Origin of the sequence: Pseudomonas vancouverensis (genome assembly GCF_004348895.1) — a bacterium.
Classification (GTDB): domain Bacteria; phylum Pseudomonadota; class Gammaproteobacteria; order Pseudomonadales; family Pseudomonadaceae; genus Aquipseudomonas; species Aquipseudomonas vancouverensis.
Map to the genome: position 1 here is coordinate 435,070 of NZ_RRZK01000032.1, position 16,492 is coordinate 451,561.

Here is a 16,492-nt window from a genome sequence, read left to right on the forward strand (position 1 = left end):
AATGCGCGCCACTTGCAGCGTAAAGCACACAGCGAAACGCGGCAGGGAGTGAATGTTGTAGTGTGTCCCCTTCGTCTAGTGGCCTAGGACACCGCCCTTTCACGGCGGTAACAGGGGTTCGAGTCCCCTAGGGGACGCCAATGCGGGAATAGCTCAGTTGGTAGAGCACGACCTTGCCAAGGTCGGGGTCGCGAGTTCGAGTCTCGTTTCCCGCTCCAATTTTAAACAGCGTTGCTTTCGGGCAGGGCTGAGTGAAACCAGAACCAAGTCTTCGGATGCGGATCTGGGCACCGAAACACACACCATGTGTTCCGGGCAGCGTGTCCCCTTCGTCTAGTGGCCTAGGACACCGCCCTTTCACGGCGGTAACAGGGGTTCGAGTCCCCTAGGGGACGCCATTTGCGGGAATAGCTCAGTTGGTAGAGCACGACCTTGCCAAGGTCGGGGTCGCGAGTTCGAGTCTCGTTTCCCGCTCCAATTTCACAAAAACGCCGCTCATTGAGCGGCGTTTTTGTTTGCGTGCGATTTGTCGCAGGCGCCCATAAAAAAGGCCCGCCAGTCAGACTGGGCGGGCCTTTTGCTTGTTCGGGGCAGCGCGGCGATGACAGCGGCGGCATCGCCCTGGGTTCAGTTCACATGGTAGTGAACGGACAGTGTGCCCTTTTTCTGCGAAACGCTACTGATGACGACGGCGCCTATATCCTTCAGGCTGCGTACGTGGGTGCCGCCGCATCCATAAGCGGGCAGATCACCGAAACCGATTTCCCGCGCACCTTCGCGTAACGAAGTCAGGCGTGGCAGGTCGTTGGTGATCCACTGCTCGATGCCGTTCTGAATCATCTGGTCATCAATGTCCTCAGCCGAAGTCAGCGGCTTGAACTGTACTCGACCTTCACCTGGCCAGTGATGTGCCTTGACTGGCATCCAGCCTTTGGCCTGGACGAAATGGCCGATCAGGTGTCCGGCCGAATGCATGCGGGTGTTGAACTGGCGACGAGGCTCGTCGATGCGGATCTGGGTCATGCCGAGCCTGACCGGGTGATCGACGAAGTGAACAATCCGCTCGGGCTCCTGCACCACGCGCAGTACCTGGCTTTCGCCAATCCAGCCAGTATCGAAAGGCTGCCCGCCGCCCTGAGGGTGAAACAGGGTCGCGCGCAGCACCACGGCAAATTCATTTTCCTGGGGCGTGCATTCCAGCGCCTCAACATTGGCCTTCAGATCATCACTATGGAAAAACAGGCGAAGCGTCATTACCCAAACTCGTATTCAACTTTCTATTTTTCATTATAGAAAGCTCGCAAATGCGTGATAATCCGGTCAAACATCAAAGGACTGTTGCGCTGTGAGCATAAATCTTCCACTGCCGCTGCTCGGTGAAATGGCGATTTTCGTCAAGGTTGTCGAGACCGGCAGCTTCTCCGAAGCGGCACGCCAACTGGGTACGTCGCCCTCTGCGGTCAGTCGCAGTATTTCCCGGCTGGAGAAGGCGCTCGCCACGCGTCTGCTGCAACGCACCACGCGCAAGTTGCGCCTGAGCGACGGCGGCGAAGAAGTATTCAAGCGCTGCCAGGAAATGGTCAACGCCGCCCGCTCAGTAATGGAAATCAGCGGGCAGTTTACCGACGAGCCCGAGGGGCTGGTGCGTCTGAGCGTGCCGAAAGCGGTGGGTCGGATCGTGATTCATCCGCACATGCCGGAGTTTCTGCGGCGCTATCCGAAAGTGGATGTGGAATTGCTGCTGGAAGACCGTCAAGTCGACCTGATTGATGATCACGTCGACCTGGCCATCCGCATCACCGATCGGCCGCCCGCAGGATTGGTCGGGCGCCAGTTGCTGAGCATCGACCATATGCTTTGCGCGACACCGCAATATCTGGCGGAACATGGCACACCGACTCATCCCCATGACCTGCTCAACCACAGTTGCATTTACCTGGGCGAAACCCCGAGCGATGCGCGCTGGAAATTCAGGAAGGGCAGCAAAACCGTGACCGTCGGCGTGCGTGGGCGATATGCCGCCAACCACACGGGCGTACGTTTTGGCGCGGTGTTGCAGCATATCGGCATTGGCAGCCTGCCGTACTTCACGGCGCGCCGTGCCCTGGAGAAGGGCTTGATGGTGCAGGTGCTGCCGGACTGGACCTTTCTCGCCTCCTACCACGGTGGCGCCTGGTTGCTGCATTCGCCGACACGCTACTTGCCGCCGAAGCTGCGGGTGCTGATTGACTACCTGGTGGAGTGCCTTGCGAAGGAGCCGACCCTGAACAAGCCGAGTCAGTCCGATGGCCCGATCACGGCCGTTTCGGAGTACGAATTACCCGAAAGTGACGGCTTGTTCTGACGATAAAAAAGGCCCCCATGGTCAACCATGGGGGCCTTTTGCATTGCGAAGCGTGGATCAGTGTTTGCTGTCCTGGTTCGACAGGGCCATCAGCTGTTTTTCCTGGTTCCAGTCGAACGGTTCGTCGTTCTGTTCGGCCTCGAAGCGACGCTCTTCCAATGCCTGGTACATGTCGATTTCGTCATCGGGCATGTAGTGCAGGCAGTCACCGGCGAAGTACCAGAGCAGGTCGCGCGGGACCAGATGGGCGATTTGCGGGTAGCGGGTAATGACCTGGCACAGAATGTCCTGACCCAGGTATTGGCTTTCGATCGGGTCGACCGGCAGCAGCGCAAGCAGTTCGTCGAAACGCTCCAGGAACAAGGCGTGACTTTCGTCGGGAACCTGCTCGGCCTCACCTACGGCGACCAGGATGCTGCGCAGGTGGTCGAGTAACACAAGATGATCGGCAACGATGTTGGACACGAGATAAGTCCTCAAGAGCAAAACGGGCGCGGGAGTATAAAGCCCCCGCGCCGTTTTTTCACGGCTGATCAGGTCAAACCGGATCAGCGAACCTTTCCGCTGGCCAGGGCCAGCTCCTCTTTGTCGAAGTCATTGACATCGATCACCTTGCGCCGGGCCGCTTCGGCTTCACGCAGGGTTTGCGCCTCGGCGGCTTGCAGCACGCCGGCCTCCAATGCTGCATCGATCACATGTTCGCCCGCAACGGGTTTGACCTGACCGCTTTTGAGCGCCACATGCAGTTTTTTCTGCAAGGGTTGCGCCGCACTCAACATATCGCAGGTGTGTTGCAGGACTCCGACCTGATCGTCGGCCGATTGCGGGCGATAGCAACCCTGCAGCAGTTCTTCCAGCGCCGGATCACCCTTGGCACGACCAATCAGTGCGGCGACTTCAGCGCCGAGCCTGTCCGACGGACCTTTGTGACGACGGCCGAGCGGGAAGACGATGACGCGCAACAGGCAACCGACAATTCTGTTGGGGAAGTTGTGCAGCAATTCATCCATGGCCCGCTCAGCCTGACCCAGGCTTTCTTCCAGAGCCCAGGTCACCAGCGTTGTCATGTGTTCCGCTGAATCCAGATCGTGGTAGCGCTTGAGCGCGGCGGACGCCAGATACAGATTGCTGAGGATATCGCCGAGGCGCGCGGACAGGCGTTCGCGTCGTTTCAGTTCGCCACCGAGCAGCATCATGCTGAGGTCGGCGAGCATCGCAAACGCTGCGGCCTGACGGTTCAGTGCACGGAAATAGCCTTGGCTCAGCTTGTTGCCCGGTGCCGGTTCCAGATGGCCGAAACCGAGGTTCAGGACCAGGGTGCTGGCGGCGTTGCTCACGGCAAAACCGATGTGCTTGAGCAACAGGCCATCGAACTCGTTGAGCGCCTGATCCTTGTCTTCGCGGCCGGCGAGAGCCATTTCCTTGAGTACGAAGGGATGGCAACGAATCGCACCCTGGCCGAAGATCATCAGGTTGCGCGAAAGAATGTTGGCGCCTTCCACGGTGATGAAGATCGGCGCGCCTTTCCATTTGCGCGCGAGGTAGTTGTTCGGGCCCTCGATGATCGCCTTGCCGCCGTGGACATCCATAGCGTCGCTGATGCAATCGCGCGCGCGCTCCGTAAGGTGGTACTTGAGAATCGCCGAGAGCACCGACGGTTTTTCCCCAAGGTCCACCGCATTGGCGGTCAACATGCGTGCTGCGTCCATCATCCAGGCGTTGCCACCGATACGCGCCATGGCCTCCTGAATACCTTCGAACGCCGCGATCGGTACGTTGAACTGTTCGCGAATCTGCGCGTATTGCCCCGTCACCAGGCTGGAGAACTTGGCCATGCCGGTACCCACCGCCGGCAAGGAAATCGAACGCCCGACTGACAGGCAGTTCATCAGCATCATCCAGCCTTTGCCGAGCATTTCCTGGCCACCTATGAGGAATTCCAGCGGCACGAAGACATCCTTGCCCGAGTTGGGGCCGTTCATGAATGCCGCGCCCAAGGGCAGATGCCGACGGCCGATCTCGACGCCGGCGGTATCGGTGGGGATCAGCGCCAGGCTGATGCCCAGATCTTCCTTGTCACCCAGCAGATGGTCCGGATCGTAGGCCTTGAATGCCAGTCCGAGCAGGGTGGCCACCGGACCCAGGGTGATGTAGCGCTTTTCCCAGTTCAGGCGCAGGCCAAGGACTTCCTGGCCTTCCCATTCACCTTTGCAGATCACCCCGGAATCCGGCATGCCGCCGGCGTCGGAACCGGCCAGCGGGCCGGTCAGGGCAAAGCAGGGAATCTCGTCGCCGCGGGCCAGGCGTGGCAAATAGTGGTTGCGTTGTTCGTCGGTGCCGTAGTGCAGCAGCAGTTCGGCGGGACCGAGGGAGTTGGGGACCATGACGGTGGACGCGAGGTCGCCGCTGTGGCTGGCCAGTTTCATCGCCACTTGCGAGTGGGCGTAGGCGGAGAAGCCCTTGCCGCCGAATTCCTTGGGAATGATCAGGGCAAAAAAGCCGTTGTCCTTGATATAGGTCCAGACTTCAGGTGTCAGGTCCATGGCCTGACCGAGTTCCCACTCATCGACCATGCCGCAGAGTACTTCCGTCGGCCCATCAATGAAGGCTTGTTCCTCTTCGCTCAATTGCACCTTGGGATAGGACAGCAATTTGTTCCAGTCCGGGCGGCCGCTGAACAGCTCGCCGTCCCACCACACCGTGCCGGCTTCGATGGCGTCGCGTTCGGTTTGCGACATCGGCGGCAGGGTTTTCTGGAACCAGTTGAACAGTGGCGCACTGAAGAATTTGCGGCGCAGGTCAGGTAACAGCAAGGGCAGGGCGACCGCAAAGATCAGCACCCAGAAAATCAGCAACAGCCACCCTGGGGCGCGGCTGAATGCCCCCATGGCCACGACATAGACAGCGACGATGCCCAAGGCAGGCAGCGGGGCGACTCGACGGTGCGCCAGATAAGCGATCCCGACAACCAGAACCAGTATCCACAACAGCAGCATATTTAATCCTCCGTGAAACCAGGGCGAACCAACCCACAGAGCTTAGACGGCATCCGAAAAGTCGGGCGGTCGCGGACTGCGACAGAAATCGTGGGAAACCCAGGATGTTTTTGCAGGCCCGATTGGCCATAAGCGTGGGAAATCGTTCGTTGAGGGAGCGGCAAAGCGCCCATGTTTGGCCGAAACGTCGTTATCTCTGTGCTGAACCTCTCGCTAGACTCGGGACTTACCCAGGAGATTGTCCTCATGCACGAGTATCTGAGCCCCGGCCGCTTCATCGATAGTGACCACCCGTCCGTGGTGGAGTTCGCCGAAAAACACCGTGGCGCCAGTCGTGACCCGCGCGAGCAGGCCATCAGCCTCTATTACGCCGTGCGTGAAGCCGTGCGCTACAACCCCTACACCTTCAGCCTCGACCCGCAAACCTTGCGCGGCAGTCATGCACTGGCCACCGGGGAAAGTTATTGCGTGCCCAAGGCGACTTTGCTGGCAGGGTGCGCGCGGCATTGCGGCATTCCGGCGCGAATTGGCCTGGCGGATGTGCGCAATCACCTGTCGACCCCGCGGTTGCTGGAGATCCTGCGCAGTGACGTATTTGCCATGCATGGCTACACCGAGCTTTATTTGCAGGATCGTTGGGTCAAGGCGACCCCGGCGTTCAATCAGCAACTGTGCGAACTGTTCAACGTGGCGCCGCTGGAGTTCGACGGGGTCAACGACAGCGTTTTTCACCCCTACAATCGCGACGGCGCGAAATTGATGGAGTACGTCGCCGATCACGGGCAGTTCACCGATGTCCCTGAGGCATTCTTTTTCGAACACCTGCAAAAGTGCTACCCGCATCTGTTTGGTGAGCAACTCCAACCGCTGCTGGGCGACATGCAGAGCGATTTGAGTCGCGCCTGATCCGGCGTATGCTGCCTGCCCACTTAGCGAAAAAGAGGCGGTCATGCTGAAGATCTGGGGTCGGAAAAACTCGTCGAATGTCAGAAAGCCGTTGTGGGCCGCCGAAGAGTTGGGGCTGGCCTATGAAGCCATCGATGCCGGTGGCGCCTTTGGCGTCGTCGATACACCGAAGTACCGCGCCATGAACCCGAATGGTCGCGTGCCGGTGATTGAAGACGACGGCTTCGTGTTGTGGGAATCCAACGCCATCGTGCGTTATCTGATGGCCAAACACGCCAACGACACGGCCTGGTATCCAGCCGATCTCCAGGATCGCGCCACTGCAGACAAGTGGATGGACTGGACCACCTCGAGCTTTGCCGGGCCATTCCGCACGGTGTTCTGGGGTGTATTGCGCACGCCGGCCGAGCAACAGGACTGGCCTGCCATCAAGGCGGCGATCAAGGAATGCGAAACGCTGCTGGCCATGGCTGACCAGGCATTGGCCACTAAACCGTACCTGTCCGGCGACCAGATCGGCATGGGCGACATTCCGTTGGGCAGTTTTATTTATGCCTGGTTCGAGATGCCGATCGAACGGCAATCGCAACCTCATCTGCAGGCCTGGTACGCGCGCTTGAAGCAGCGCCCGGCCTATCAGAAAGCAGTCATGACCGCGTTGACTTAATACTCACTATCGACACACTTGACTGTACTTGTGCGGCGGCGACAAGCACCATTGCGTCCATGCGAGGTGGTTGCAATGGTCGCCGCAAGCCCTTACTTAGCCCTTTCCTTCCTTCTTGGTGCGTAAATCCGATATGAGTTCCGCTCTGTCCATCCGGCAGCTAACCAAAACCTACGGCAACGGTTTCCAGGCCCTGAGTGGTATCGATCTGGATGTCGCCGAAGGTGACTTTTTCGCCTTGCTTGGCCCCAACGGTGCCGGCAAATCCACAACGATCGGCATTCTCTCGACCCTGGTGAACAAGACCAGTGGCACGGTGAATATCTTCGGTCACGATCTGGATAAAAATCCTGCCCAGCTCAAGCGCTCCATTGGCGTGGTGCCGCAGGAGTTCAACTTCAACCAGTTCGAGAAGACCTTCGATATCGTTGTGACTCAGGCCGGTTATTACGGCATTCCGCCGAAAATCGCCAAGGAGCGCGCCGAGCAGTACCTGACGCAGCTCGGCCTGTGGGACAAGAAAGACGTGCCGTCGCGTTCGCTGTCCGGGGGCATGAAGCGTCGCCTGATGATCGCCCGCGCCCTGGTCCATCAACCGCGCCTGTTGATCCTCGACGAGCCAACGGCCGGGGTGGACATCGAGCTGCGCCGTTCGATGTGGAGCTTTCTCACCGAGCTGAACCAAAAGGGCATCACCATCATCCTCACGACGCACTATCTGGAAGAGGCCGAGCAGTTGTGCCGCAACATCGGCATCATCGATCACGGCACCATCGTCGAGAACACCAGCATGCGTCAGTTGCTCAGCCAACTGCACGTTGAAACGTTCCTGCTGGACCTGAAGGGTGATTTGGCCGTGGCGCCGCAATTGCTCGGTTATCCGTCGCGCCTGCTCGATGGTCATACGCTGGAAGTGCAGGTGGACAAGTCCATGGGCATCACCGCGCTGTTCACCCAGCTGGCGCAGCAAAACATTGAAGTGCTGAGCCTGCGTAACAAAACCAATCGCCTCGAGGAGTTGTTCGTGTCCCTGGTGGAGAAAAATCTGTCGAAGGTGGCGGTATGAGTTCCGAGCTGCGCCCCAATCTCGTCGCCCTGAACACCATCGTTTACCGTGAGGTCCGGCGCTTCACCCGGATCTGGCCGCAGACCCTGCTGCCGCCGGCAATCACCATGGTCCTGTACTTCGTGATCTTCGGTAACCTGATCGGCCGGCAGATCGGCGACATGGGTGGCTTCACCTACATGGAGTACATCGTGCCGGGACTGATCATGATGTCGGTGATCACCAACTCCTACGGCAACGTGGTGTCGAGCTTCTTCGGCAGCAAGTTCCAGCGCTCCATCGAGGAACTGATGGTGTCGCCGCTGTCGCCGCACACCATTCTGATCGGCTACACCCTGGGCGGCGTGCTGCGTGGCCTGATGGTGGGGATCATCGTGACCTTGCTGTCGCTGTTCTTCACCCATTTGCAGGTGCATCACCTGGGTGTGACCCTGCTGGTGGTGGTGCTGACGGCAACGATCTTCTCGCTGCTGGGCTTCATCAACGCCGTGTTTGCGCGCAACTTCGACGACATCTCGATCATCCCGACCTTCGTACTGACGCCGTTGACCTACCTGGGTGGGGTGTTCTACTCGATCACCTTGCTGCCACCGTTCTGGCAGACCGTGTCCCTGGCCAACCCGGTGCTGCACATGGTCAACGCCTTCCGTTATGGCATTCTCGGTGTGTCGGACATCCGCATCAGCATTGCGATTACCTTCATGCTGGTGGCCACCGTGGTGTTGTACTTCGGTTGTGCGCGGCTGCTGGTGAGCGGGCGCGGGATGCGAACCTGAGATAGGCAAAGCATAAAAAAACGGCCTCCCACAGTGGAGGCCGTTTTGCATTCTTACATCCGGCTTTGCTTGCGGCGCTTCCATTGCCGGGCGACCCACCAGCGCCAGTACATCATCACCAGGCAATACGCCAACGCCCCGAGTACGACCCCGGTGACCACCGATCCCAACAGGAACGGCTGCCACAACGTGGATATTTCACCACTGATCCATTCCCAGGTCAGTTCGTCCGGCAATTGCCGGGCGGGAACGTTCATCAGCCAGGCGCCGGCCTGATAAGTGCAGAAGAACACCGCCGGCATGGTAATGGGATTGGTCAACCAGACCAGGCTGACAGCGATCGGCATGTTGCCGCGCACGATGATGGCGAGTGCGGCAGCCAGCAGCATCTGAAAGGGAATGGGCAGGAACGCCGCGAACAAACCCACGGCCATGGCGCGAGCAACGGAGTGGCGATTGAGGTGCCAGAGGTTCGGGTCATGCAGCAGGGTGCCGAGGAAGCGTAAGGACTTGTGTTCCCTGATGCTCGCCGGGTCTGGCATGTAACGTTTGAATAAGCGCCGGGGCATAAGGCTTCTCGGTCGGTTAAGGCGGCAAGTATGTCTGGATTCTATGAGCTGCCCATTCAGACTTTGTGACAATTATTAACGACGGCCCTGCGACGAGCGGACTAAGCCTTGAGGGGGACTCTCAAGGACGGGACTATGCGCACAGGGATGATGGCGCTGGCGTTGGGTCTGTTGACCCTGCGTTTTCTGCCGGTGCTACCACCGGTCTGGTTGTGGTTGTTGCTGCCGGTACTGGGTTTGATGTGCCTGCCGTTTCGTAGCTACCCGGTGGCGTTTTACCTGTTTGGCTTGAGCTGGGCAGGCGCCAACGCCCAGTGGGCGCTGGATGATCGGCTGGCGCCGGAGCTGGATGGTGAAACGCGCTGGATCGAGGGGCGAGTGACCGGTTTGCCGCATCAGGGCGAAGGCGTGGTGCGTTTTCAATTGAGCGACGGTCAGTCCCGGCGCGCCCGGTTGCCCGAACATATGCGACTGGCCTGGTACAACGGGCCTCCGGTCAAGAGCGGCGAACGCTGGCGGCTGGCGGTCAAGTTGAAGCGTCCGGTCGGGCTGCTCAACCCTCACGCCTTCGATTACCAGGCCTGGCTGCTGGCGCAACGCATTGGCGCAACGGGGACAGTGACGGCGGGGGAGCGGCTCGCACCGGCTCGCGGCGCCTGGCGCGATGCTATTCGTCAGCGTTTGCAGGCGGTGGATGCCCAAAGCAGGAGCGGTGCACTGACTGCGCTGGTGCTGGGTGATGGTTCGGGCCTGAGTCGTGATGACTGGCAGGTGCTGCAGAACACCGGCACCGTACACCTGCTGGTGATTTCCGGGCAGCACGTCGGTTTGCTCGCGGGGGTTGTGTATCTGCTGATTGCCGGGCTGGCGCGCTACGGGTGTTGGCCCAGTCGCTTGCCGTGGCTGCCTTGGGCCTGCGGTCTGGCATTCAGTGCCGCACTCGGCTACGGGATGCTGGCCGGGTTCGAGGTGCCGGTACGACGGGCCTGCCTGATGATCGGCCTGGTGCTGTTATGGCGTCTGCGCTTTCGTCATCTCGGCGCATGGTGGCCGCTGTTGCTGGCGCTCAATGGGGTCTTGCTGCTCGATCCGCTGGCGAGCTTGCGACCGGGCTTCTGGCTGTCTTTTGCCGCGGTGGCCGTGTTGCTTTTCACCTTTGGCGCACGCCTGGGCGCCTGGCGCTGGTGGCAGACCTGGACGCGCGCGCAATGGCTGATTGCAATCGGCCTGTGTCCGATATTGCTGGTCCTCGGCTTGCCCATCAGTCTCAGCGGCCCGCTGGCCAATCTGCTGGCGGTGCCATGGATCAGTCTGGTGGTCTTGCCGCCGGCCTTGCTGGGGACTTTCCTGCTGCCGCTGCCCTATGTGGGGGAAGGCTTGTTGTGGTTGGCCGGCGGTTTGATTGACGGGCTGTTCCGCGCGCTGGCGATGCTGGCTGGCAAGGTGCCTGCCTGGGTGCCGGCGGCGATTCCACTCTGGCTGTGGGGCATCGGTGCATTGGGTGCGTTTGTGCTGTTGTTGCCCAAGGGGATGCCAATTCGGCCACTGGGGTGGCCGATGTTGTTGTTGCTGGCATTCCCACCTCAGTCGAAGTTGCCCGAAGGTATTGCCGAAATTTGGCAACTGGACGTCGGACAAGGGCTGGCCATAGTGGTCCGTACTCGCCATCACACCTTGTTGTATGACGCGGGCCCACGCCTGCGAGAACTGGATCTCGGTGAACGGGTGGTCGTACCGACGTTACGCAAGTTGAACATCGATGGACTGGACCTGATGCTGATCAGTCATGCCCATGCGGATCATGCCGGTGGGGCTGGCGCTGTGGCCAGGGCATTTGCGGTCAAACAGGTGATCAGCGGGCATCCTCTGGAGATGCCGCCGCAGCTTGATGCCCAGGCCTGTGAAAGCGGTCGGCAATGGACTTGGGATGGTGTGCAGTTTCGCTTGTGGCAGTGGTCTTTCGCCGGCGACCTCAACCAGCGCTCCTGCGTGTTGCAGATCGAGGCTCAAGGTGAACGCATTCTGTTGACCGGCGACATCGACGCCAAGGCCGAGCGCGCGCTGCTCGACAGTTCCCTGGCGGTGCCGACCGATTGGCTGGCGGCGCCGCATCACGGCAGTCGCAGTTCATCGTCCATGGCCTTGCTCAACGGCTTGCAGCCAAAAGGCGTGCTGATTTCCCGTGGCCTGGGCAACTCGTTCGGCCATCCGCATCCAACGGTGCTGGCCCGCTATCGAAAACAGGGGATGGCAATTTACGATAGCGCTGAACAGGGTGCCATTCGTCTGCATCTGGGACGCTTCGAGCCGCCTTGGACGATGCGTCAGGAACGGCGTTTCTGGCGCGATCCGCCGCCGCCAAATCCATAACCCATGGTTATTAAAGCCCGACCGGATGCGACATCACGGTCTTCGGTGCGCCCACCCCCTATGTTAGAGTGGCGCACTTTTTCGAGGGGACTGTCACTGTGTGGGAATTGGTCAAATCCGGCGGCTGGATGATGCTGCCGATCATTCTGAGTTCCATCGCCGCCATGGCGATTGTCGCCGAACGCCTGTGGACCTTGCGCGCCAGCCGCGTGACCCCGGAGCACTTGCTTGGACAGGTCTGGGTATGGATCAAGGACAAGCAACTCAACAAGGACAAGCTCAAGGAATTGCGCGCCAACTCGCCGTTGGGTGAAATCCTCGCCGCGGGCCTGGCCAATTCCAAACATGGTCGCGAGATCATGAAGGAATGCATCGAAGAGGCCGCTGCACGGGTCATCCACGAGTTGGAACGCTACGTCAACGCACTCGGCACCATCGCTGCCATGGCACCGTTGCTCGGCCTGCTCGGTACCGTATTGGGCATGATCGACATTTTCAGTGCGTTTACCGGCTCGGGCATGACCACCAATGCCTCGGTATTGGCCGGGGGTATTTCCAAGGCACTGATCACCACCGCTGCCGGCTTGATGGTCGGTATTCCTTCGGTGTTCTTCCACCGCTTCCTGCAACGTCGTATCGATGAGCTGGTGGTGGGCATGGAGCAGGAAGCGATCAAATTGGTTGAAGTGGTACAAGGTGACCGTGACGTTGACCTGGCCGGGAGCAAAGCGTGAAATTCCGCCGCAAACCGCGGGAAACAGTCGACATCAACCTCGCGTCGCTGATCGACGTGGTGTTCATCCTGCTGCTGTTTTTCGTCGTGACCACCACCTTCACCCGTGAGACTCAGTTGCGTGTCGATCTGCCGGAAGCGGTCAGCGGCTCGCCTGCCGAAGATCAAACCAAGGCACTGGACATCGCCATCAGCGCTGATGGCGTGTTTTCGGTGAACAACCAGATCCTGCCGAAAAGCGATCTGGCGTCACTGATGGATGCCCTGCAAAAGGCATCCAACGGTGACACCAACCGGCCGCTGTCCATCAGCGCCGACGGCAAGACGCAGCACCAGTCCGTGGTAACCGCCATGGACGCAGCGGGCAAGCTGGGCTTCAGTCACTTGCGCATGACCACCATCGAAGCGGCGCCGCCCGCACCCTGATGGCCATGTCTGATCGATTGCTCGCCGCGTGGTATGCCGGTCATCCGGCCCTGAAGCTGTTGCAGCCGCTGGAATGGTTGTACCGGCGCGTGGTCATGAACAAGCGCAAGCGCTTTCTGGCGGGCGAGGGTGATATCTACCAGCCGCCCGTGCCGCTGATCGTGGTCGGCAACATCACCGTCGGTGGCACCGGCAAGACACCACTGATCCTTTGGATGATCGAGCATTGCCGGCGTGCCGGCCTGCGAGTTGGCGTAGTCAGCCGCGGTTACGGTGCCAAACCGCCACAACTGCCCTGGCGCGTGGAAGTGGGGCAGAGCGCCGCTATCGCCGGTGATGAACCCCTGCTGATCGTCCAGCGCACTGGCGTCCCCTTGATGATCGATCCCAATCGCAGCAATGCCGTCAAAGCCCTGCTGGCCAGTGAACCGCTGGACCTGATTCTGTCCGACGACGGCATGCAGCATTACCGTCTGGCCCGGGATCTGGAGCTGGTGCTGATCGACGCCGCCCGTGGTCTGGGCAACCGGCGCTGCCTGCCGGCCGGGCCATTGCGTGAACCGGTCGAGCGTCTGCAAAGCGTCGATGCGGTGCTGTACAACGGCGCCGAGGATGATCGCGACGGTGGCTTTGCCTTCCGGTTGCAACCCACGGAACTGGTCAATCTGCGCAGCGGCGAACGCCGCCCGCTCGACCACTTCCCGCATGGACAGGCCATGCATGCGGTTGCCGGCATCGGCAATCCGCAGCGTTTCTTCAAGACCCTCGAAACGCTACACTGGCAGCCGGTTCCGCATGCATTTGCCGACCATGCCGAATACAGCGTGGAGGCCTTGAGTTTCACGCCGTCATTGCCGTTGGTGATGACCGAAAAAGATGCGGTGAAGTGCCGTGCCTTCGCCGCCGCCGACTGGTGGTACCTGGCGGTCGATGCTGCGCCGTCGCCGGCCTTCGTGGCCTGGTTCGATACGCAATTGATGCGCCTGTTACCCGCTCGACTGTTGCCATAAATCCGTTTTTATCCAGGGAATACTCATGGACACCAAATTGCTCGACATCCTCGCTTGCCCGGTCTGCAAAGGCCCGCTCAAGCTCAGCGCCGACAAGACCGAGCTGATCAGCAAGGGTGCCGGCCTGGCCTACCCGATTCGCGATGGCATCCCGGTCATGCTCGAGTCCGAAGCGCGCACCCTGACCACCGACGAGCGTCTGGATAAATGACCGCAGCCTTTACCGTTGTCATTCCCTCGCGTTACGCCTCGACGCGCCTGCCGGGCAAACCGCTGCTGCTGATTGCCGGCAAGCCGATGATCCAGCATGTCTGGGAACAGGCGAGTAAAAGCAGCGCCGAGCGGGTGGTGGTTGCCACCGATGACGCGCGCATCGTCGAAGCCTGCAAAGGCTTTGGCGCTGAAGTGGTCATGACTCGTGAAGATCACAATTCCGGCACCGATCGCCTGGCCGAGGTCGCGACCAAGCTGGGCCTGGCTCCCGACGCCATCGTGGTCAACGTCCAGGGTGACGAGCCGTTGATCCCGCCGAGCGTGATCGATCAGGTGGCCGCCAACCTGGCTGCCCATACTGAAGCGCGCATGGCCACCTTGGCCGAGCCGATCGAAGACGTGGACACCCTGTTCAACCCGAACGTGGTCAAGGTCGTCAGCGACCTCAATGGCCTGGCGCTGACCTTCAGTCGTGCCACCTTGCCGTGGGCACGGGATGCATTCGCCAAGAGCCGCGACCAGTTGCCCGAAGGCGTGCCGTACCGTCGCCACATCGGCATCTACGCCTACCGAGCCGGTTTCCTTCAGGACTTCGTCAGTTGGGGGCCGTGCTGGCTGGAAAACACCGAGAGCCTGGAGCAGTTGCGTGCCCTGTGGCACGGCGTGCGCATCCACGTAGCCGATGCGCTGATCGCGCCGCCAACCGGCGTCGATACCGCAGAAGACCTTGAGCGCGTTCGTCGCCTGCTGGAGGCGTGATGCGGGTTCTGTTCGTGTGCCTGGGCAACATCTGCCGTTCGCCAACGGCCGAAGGTGTGCTGCGGCACAAATTGCGAGAAGCGGGGCTGGCCGATCAGGTCGAAGTCGCCTCCGCCGGTACCGGTGACTGGCACGTCGGCAAAGCGCCAGACAAACGCAGCCAGGCGGCGGCCAGGTCGCGCGGTTACGATTTGTCGGCCCAGCGTGCGCAGCAAGTCAGCCGCGCCGATTTCGCCACCTACGACCTGATCCTGGCGATGGACAACAGCAACCTGCGCAATCTCAAGGCCCTGCAACCGGCCAAGGGCAAGGCCGAGCTGGACCTGTTCCTGCGCCGTTACCAGTCGCCGGTCGATGAAGTGCCGGACCCGTACTACGACGGTGAACAAGGTTTCGAGCAGGTGCTGGACCTGATCGAACAGGCCAGCGACAGGCTGCTGATCGAATTGAAAGGACGCTTATGAGTTTGCAGGTGCAGTCACAGGTTTCGCTCAAGCCATTCAACAGCTTTGGCGTGGATGTCCAGGCCCGACTGTTTGCCGAGGCCCACAGCGACTCCGACGTGCGCGAAGCGCTGGCCTATGGCGCAGCGCAGCAGGTGCCGGTGCTGGTCATCGGCGGCGGCAGCAACCTGTTGCTGACGGCAGATATCGATTCGCTGGTGCTGCGCATGGCCACTCGCGGCATTCGTGTGCTCAGCGATGATGGCAGCAAAGTGGTGGTCGAGGCCGAGGCGGGGGAGCCGTGGCATCCGTTCGTGCAGCACACCCTGGCTCAGGGCTTGTCGGGTCTGGAAAATCTCAGCCTGATTCCCGGTACTGTCGGTGCGGCACCGATGCAGAACATCGGCGCGTACGGGGTCGAGATCAAGGATGTGTTCGCCGGCCTGACTGCGCTTGATCGGTACAGCGGTGAGACACGCGACTTCAACCTGCAAGAGTGCAACTTCGCTTACCGGGACAGCCTGTTCAAGCAGGAGCCGGGACGCTGGGTGATCCTGCGGGTGCGTTTTGTCCTCGATCGAATCGAGCATTTGCATCTGGAGTATGGCCCGGTGCGCCAGCGTCTGACCGAGCAGGGCATCGATCATCCGACGGCGACCGATGTGAGCCAGGCGATTTGCAGCATCCGCAGCGAAAAGCTGCCCGACCCCGCGGTCCTCGGCAATGCCGGCAGCTTCTTCAAGAACCCGCTGGTGTCGGCTGCGCTGGCCGCACGGCTCAAGGGCGAGTACCCGGATCTGGTGGCCTATGCACAAGCGGATGGCCAGGTGAAGCTGGCGGCGGGTTGGTTGATCGAGCGCGCTGGCTGGAAAGGTTTCCGCGAGGCCGATGCCGGTGTGCACAAGCTGCAGGCGCTGGTGCTGGTCAATTACGGTAGCGCCACGGGCCTGCAATTATTTGATCTTGCACAACGCATCCAGAAAGACATTTCAGCGCGATTCAATGTCGATCTGGAAATGGAGCCCAATCGGTATTGAGCTAAGCTTTCAGGACTGATCAAAAAGCCCTGCACAAGATCAATTGTGCAGGGCTTTTTTGTTAATACCCGGTTAACTTAGCCAGCTAACGATGCATACACTTACATCATCAAAGGCCCGGTGCAGACCTCTGCGTCTGTACAAGAGAGCCCACTAGCCTGAGTCGATCTGCACGTG

17 protein-coding genes and 4 tRNA genes are annotated in these 16,492 nt (G+C 60.4%); 17 read left to right on the forward strand and 4 right to left on the reverse strand.

Going from position 1 to position 16,492, the window contains the following annotated elements; translation table 11 throughout:
* Positions 1–64 precede the first annotated feature (64 nt).
* The 4 genes from EIY72_RS26220 to EIY72_RS26235 all read left to right on the forward strand — a co-directional run bounded on the left by EIY72_RS26220 (position 65) and on the right by EIY72_RS26235 (position 477).
* Positions 65–140 (forward strand) — tRNA-Glu (locus EIY72_RS26220).
* Positions 141–142: 2 nt separating this feature from the next.
* Positions 143–218: transfer RNA gene (locus EIY72_RS26225), tRNA-Gly, on the forward strand.
* A gap of 104 nt (positions 219–322) precedes the next feature.
* A tRNA-Glu gene (locus EIY72_RS26230) sits at positions 323–398 on the forward strand.
* 3 nt (positions 399–401) lie between these two features.
* Positions 402–477 (forward strand) — tRNA-Gly (locus EIY72_RS26235).
* A gap of 150 nt (positions 478–627) precedes the next feature.
* Here EIY72_RS26235 and EIY72_RS26240 read toward each other — a convergent pair.
* Positions 628–1,254, reverse strand: coding sequence for an alanyl-tRNA editing protein (locus tag EIY72_RS26240; protein WP_093215544.1), 627 nt, complete (start codon positions 1,252–1,254; stop codon positions 628–630).
* A 91-nt stretch (positions 1,255–1,345) separates the two neighbouring features.
* Here EIY72_RS26240 and EIY72_RS26245 point away from each other — a divergent pair, with 91 nt between their 5' ends.
* Complete coding sequence (locus tag EIY72_RS26245) at positions 1,346–2,344, forward strand: LysR family transcriptional regulator (protein WP_093215547.1); 999 nt, start codon at positions 1,346–1,348, stop codon at positions 2,342–2,344.
* Positions 2,345–2,401: 57 nt separating this feature from the next.
* Here the strand turns inward: EIY72_RS26245 and EIY72_RS26250 are convergent, their stop codons facing one another.
* Positions 2,402–2,809 carry a PA2817 family protein gene (locus EIY72_RS26250; RefSeq protein ID WP_093215552.1) on the reverse strand — a complete coding sequence of 136 codons (408 nt, stop codon included), beginning with the start codon at positions 2,807–2,809 and terminating at the stop codon, positions 2,402–2,404.
* Between the two features lie 83 nt (positions 2,810–2,892).
* Complete coding sequence (locus tag EIY72_RS26255) at positions 2,893–5,340, reverse strand: acyl-CoA dehydrogenase (RefSeq protein ID WP_093215557.1); 2,448 nt, start codon at positions 5,338–5,340, stop codon at positions 2,893–2,895.
* A 246-nt stretch (positions 5,341–5,586) separates the two neighbouring features.
* On the opposite strand from EIY72_RS26255, the gene EIY72_RS26260 reads away from it, so the two are divergent.
* The 4 genes from EIY72_RS26260 (at position 5,587) to EIY72_RS26275 (ending at position 8,755) form a co-directional block, all read left to right on the forward strand.
* Positions 5,587–6,246, forward strand: coding sequence for a transglutaminase-like domain-containing protein (locus tag EIY72_RS26260; protein ID WP_093215562.1), 660 nt, complete (start codon positions 5,587–5,589; stop codon positions 6,244–6,246).
* Between the two features lie 43 nt (positions 6,247–6,289).
* Positions 6,290–6,913 carry a glutathione S-transferase family protein gene (locus EIY72_RS26265; RefSeq protein WP_093215567.1) on the forward strand — a complete coding sequence of 208 codons (624 nt, stop codon included), beginning with the start codon at positions 6,290–6,292 and terminating at the stop codon, positions 6,911–6,913.
* Positions 6,914–7,046: 133 nt separating this feature from the next.
* A complete protein-coding gene (locus EIY72_RS26270) occupies positions 7,047–7,979 on the forward strand; it encodes an ABC transporter ATP-binding protein (protein WP_093215572.1) in 933 nt (310 codons plus the stop codon).
* On the forward strand, positions 7,976–8,755 hold the full coding sequence (locus tag EIY72_RS26275) for an ABC transporter permease (protein ID WP_093215577.1): 780 nt from the start codon (positions 7,976–7,978) through the stop codon (positions 8,753–8,755). Before EIY72_RS26270 ends, EIY72_RS26275 begins: the two co-directional genes overlap by 4 nt.
* A 53-nt stretch (positions 8,756–8,808) precedes the next feature.
* Here EIY72_RS26275 and EIY72_RS26280 read toward each other — a convergent pair whose 3' ends face one another.
* A complete protein-coding gene (locus tag EIY72_RS26280) occupies positions 8,809–9,324 on the reverse strand; it encodes a DUF2062 domain-containing protein (RefSeq protein ID WP_093215581.1) in 516 nt (171 codons plus the stop codon).
* Positions 9,325–9,459: 135 nt separating this feature from the next.
* Between EIY72_RS26280 and EIY72_RS26285 the strand changes: the two genes are divergently transcribed.
* From EIY72_RS26285 to murB, 8 genes are all read left to right on the forward strand, one after another.
* Positions 9,460–11,694 carry a DNA internalization-related competence protein ComEC/Rec2 gene (locus EIY72_RS26285; RefSeq protein ID WP_093215585.1) on the forward strand — a complete coding sequence of 745 codons (2,235 nt, stop codon included), beginning with the start codon at positions 9,460–9,462 and terminating at the stop codon, positions 11,692–11,694.
* A 98-nt stretch (positions 11,695–11,792) separates the two neighbouring features.
* The gene (locus EIY72_RS26290; protein WP_093215588.1) at positions 11,793–12,428 is read left to right on the forward strand and encodes a MotA/TolQ/ExbB proton channel family protein; all 636 of its coding nucleotides are present in this window, start codon (positions 11,793–11,795) and stop codon (positions 12,426–12,428) included.
* Positions 12,425–12,853, forward strand: a complete 429-nt coding sequence (locus EIY72_RS26295; protein WP_093215593.1) for an ExbD/TolR family protein — start codon at positions 12,425–12,427, stop codon at positions 12,851–12,853. The genes EIY72_RS26290 and EIY72_RS26295 overlap by 4 nt, the downstream gene beginning before the upstream one ends.
* Complete coding sequence (gene lpxK / locus EIY72_RS26300) at positions 12,853–13,863, forward strand: tetraacyldisaccharide 4'-kinase (protein ID WP_093215598.1); 1,011 nt, start codon at positions 12,853–12,855, stop codon at positions 13,861–13,863. The genes EIY72_RS26295 and lpxK overlap by 1 nt, the downstream gene beginning before the upstream one ends.
* Before the next feature lie 25 nt (positions 13,864–13,888).
* The gene (locus EIY72_RS26305; RefSeq protein ID WP_003179363.1) at positions 13,889–14,074 is read left to right on the forward strand and encodes a Trm112 family protein; all 186 of its coding nucleotides are present in this window, start codon (positions 13,889–13,891) and stop codon (positions 14,072–14,074) included.
* Positions 14,071–14,835 (forward strand): 3-deoxy-manno-octulosonate cytidylyltransferase, encoded by a 765-nt coding sequence (gene kdsB / locus EIY72_RS26310; protein ID WP_093215603.1) that lies wholly within the window; start codon positions 14,071–14,073, stop codon positions 14,833–14,835. The genes EIY72_RS26305 and kdsB overlap by 4 nt, the downstream gene beginning before the upstream one ends.
* On the forward strand, positions 14,835–15,299 hold the full coding sequence (locus EIY72_RS26315) for a low molecular weight protein-tyrosine-phosphatase (RefSeq protein ID WP_093215607.1): 465 nt from the start codon (positions 14,835–14,837) through the stop codon (positions 15,297–15,299). Before kdsB ends, EIY72_RS26315 begins: the two co-directional genes overlap by 1 nt.
* Complete coding sequence (murB, locus tag EIY72_RS26320; RefSeq protein ID WP_093215611.1) at positions 15,296–16,315, forward strand: UDP-N-acetylmuramate dehydrogenase; 1,020 nt, start codon at positions 15,296–15,298, stop codon at positions 16,313–16,315. Before EIY72_RS26315 ends, murB begins: the two co-directional genes overlap by 4 nt.
* Positions 16,316–16,492 lie beyond the last annotated feature (177 nt).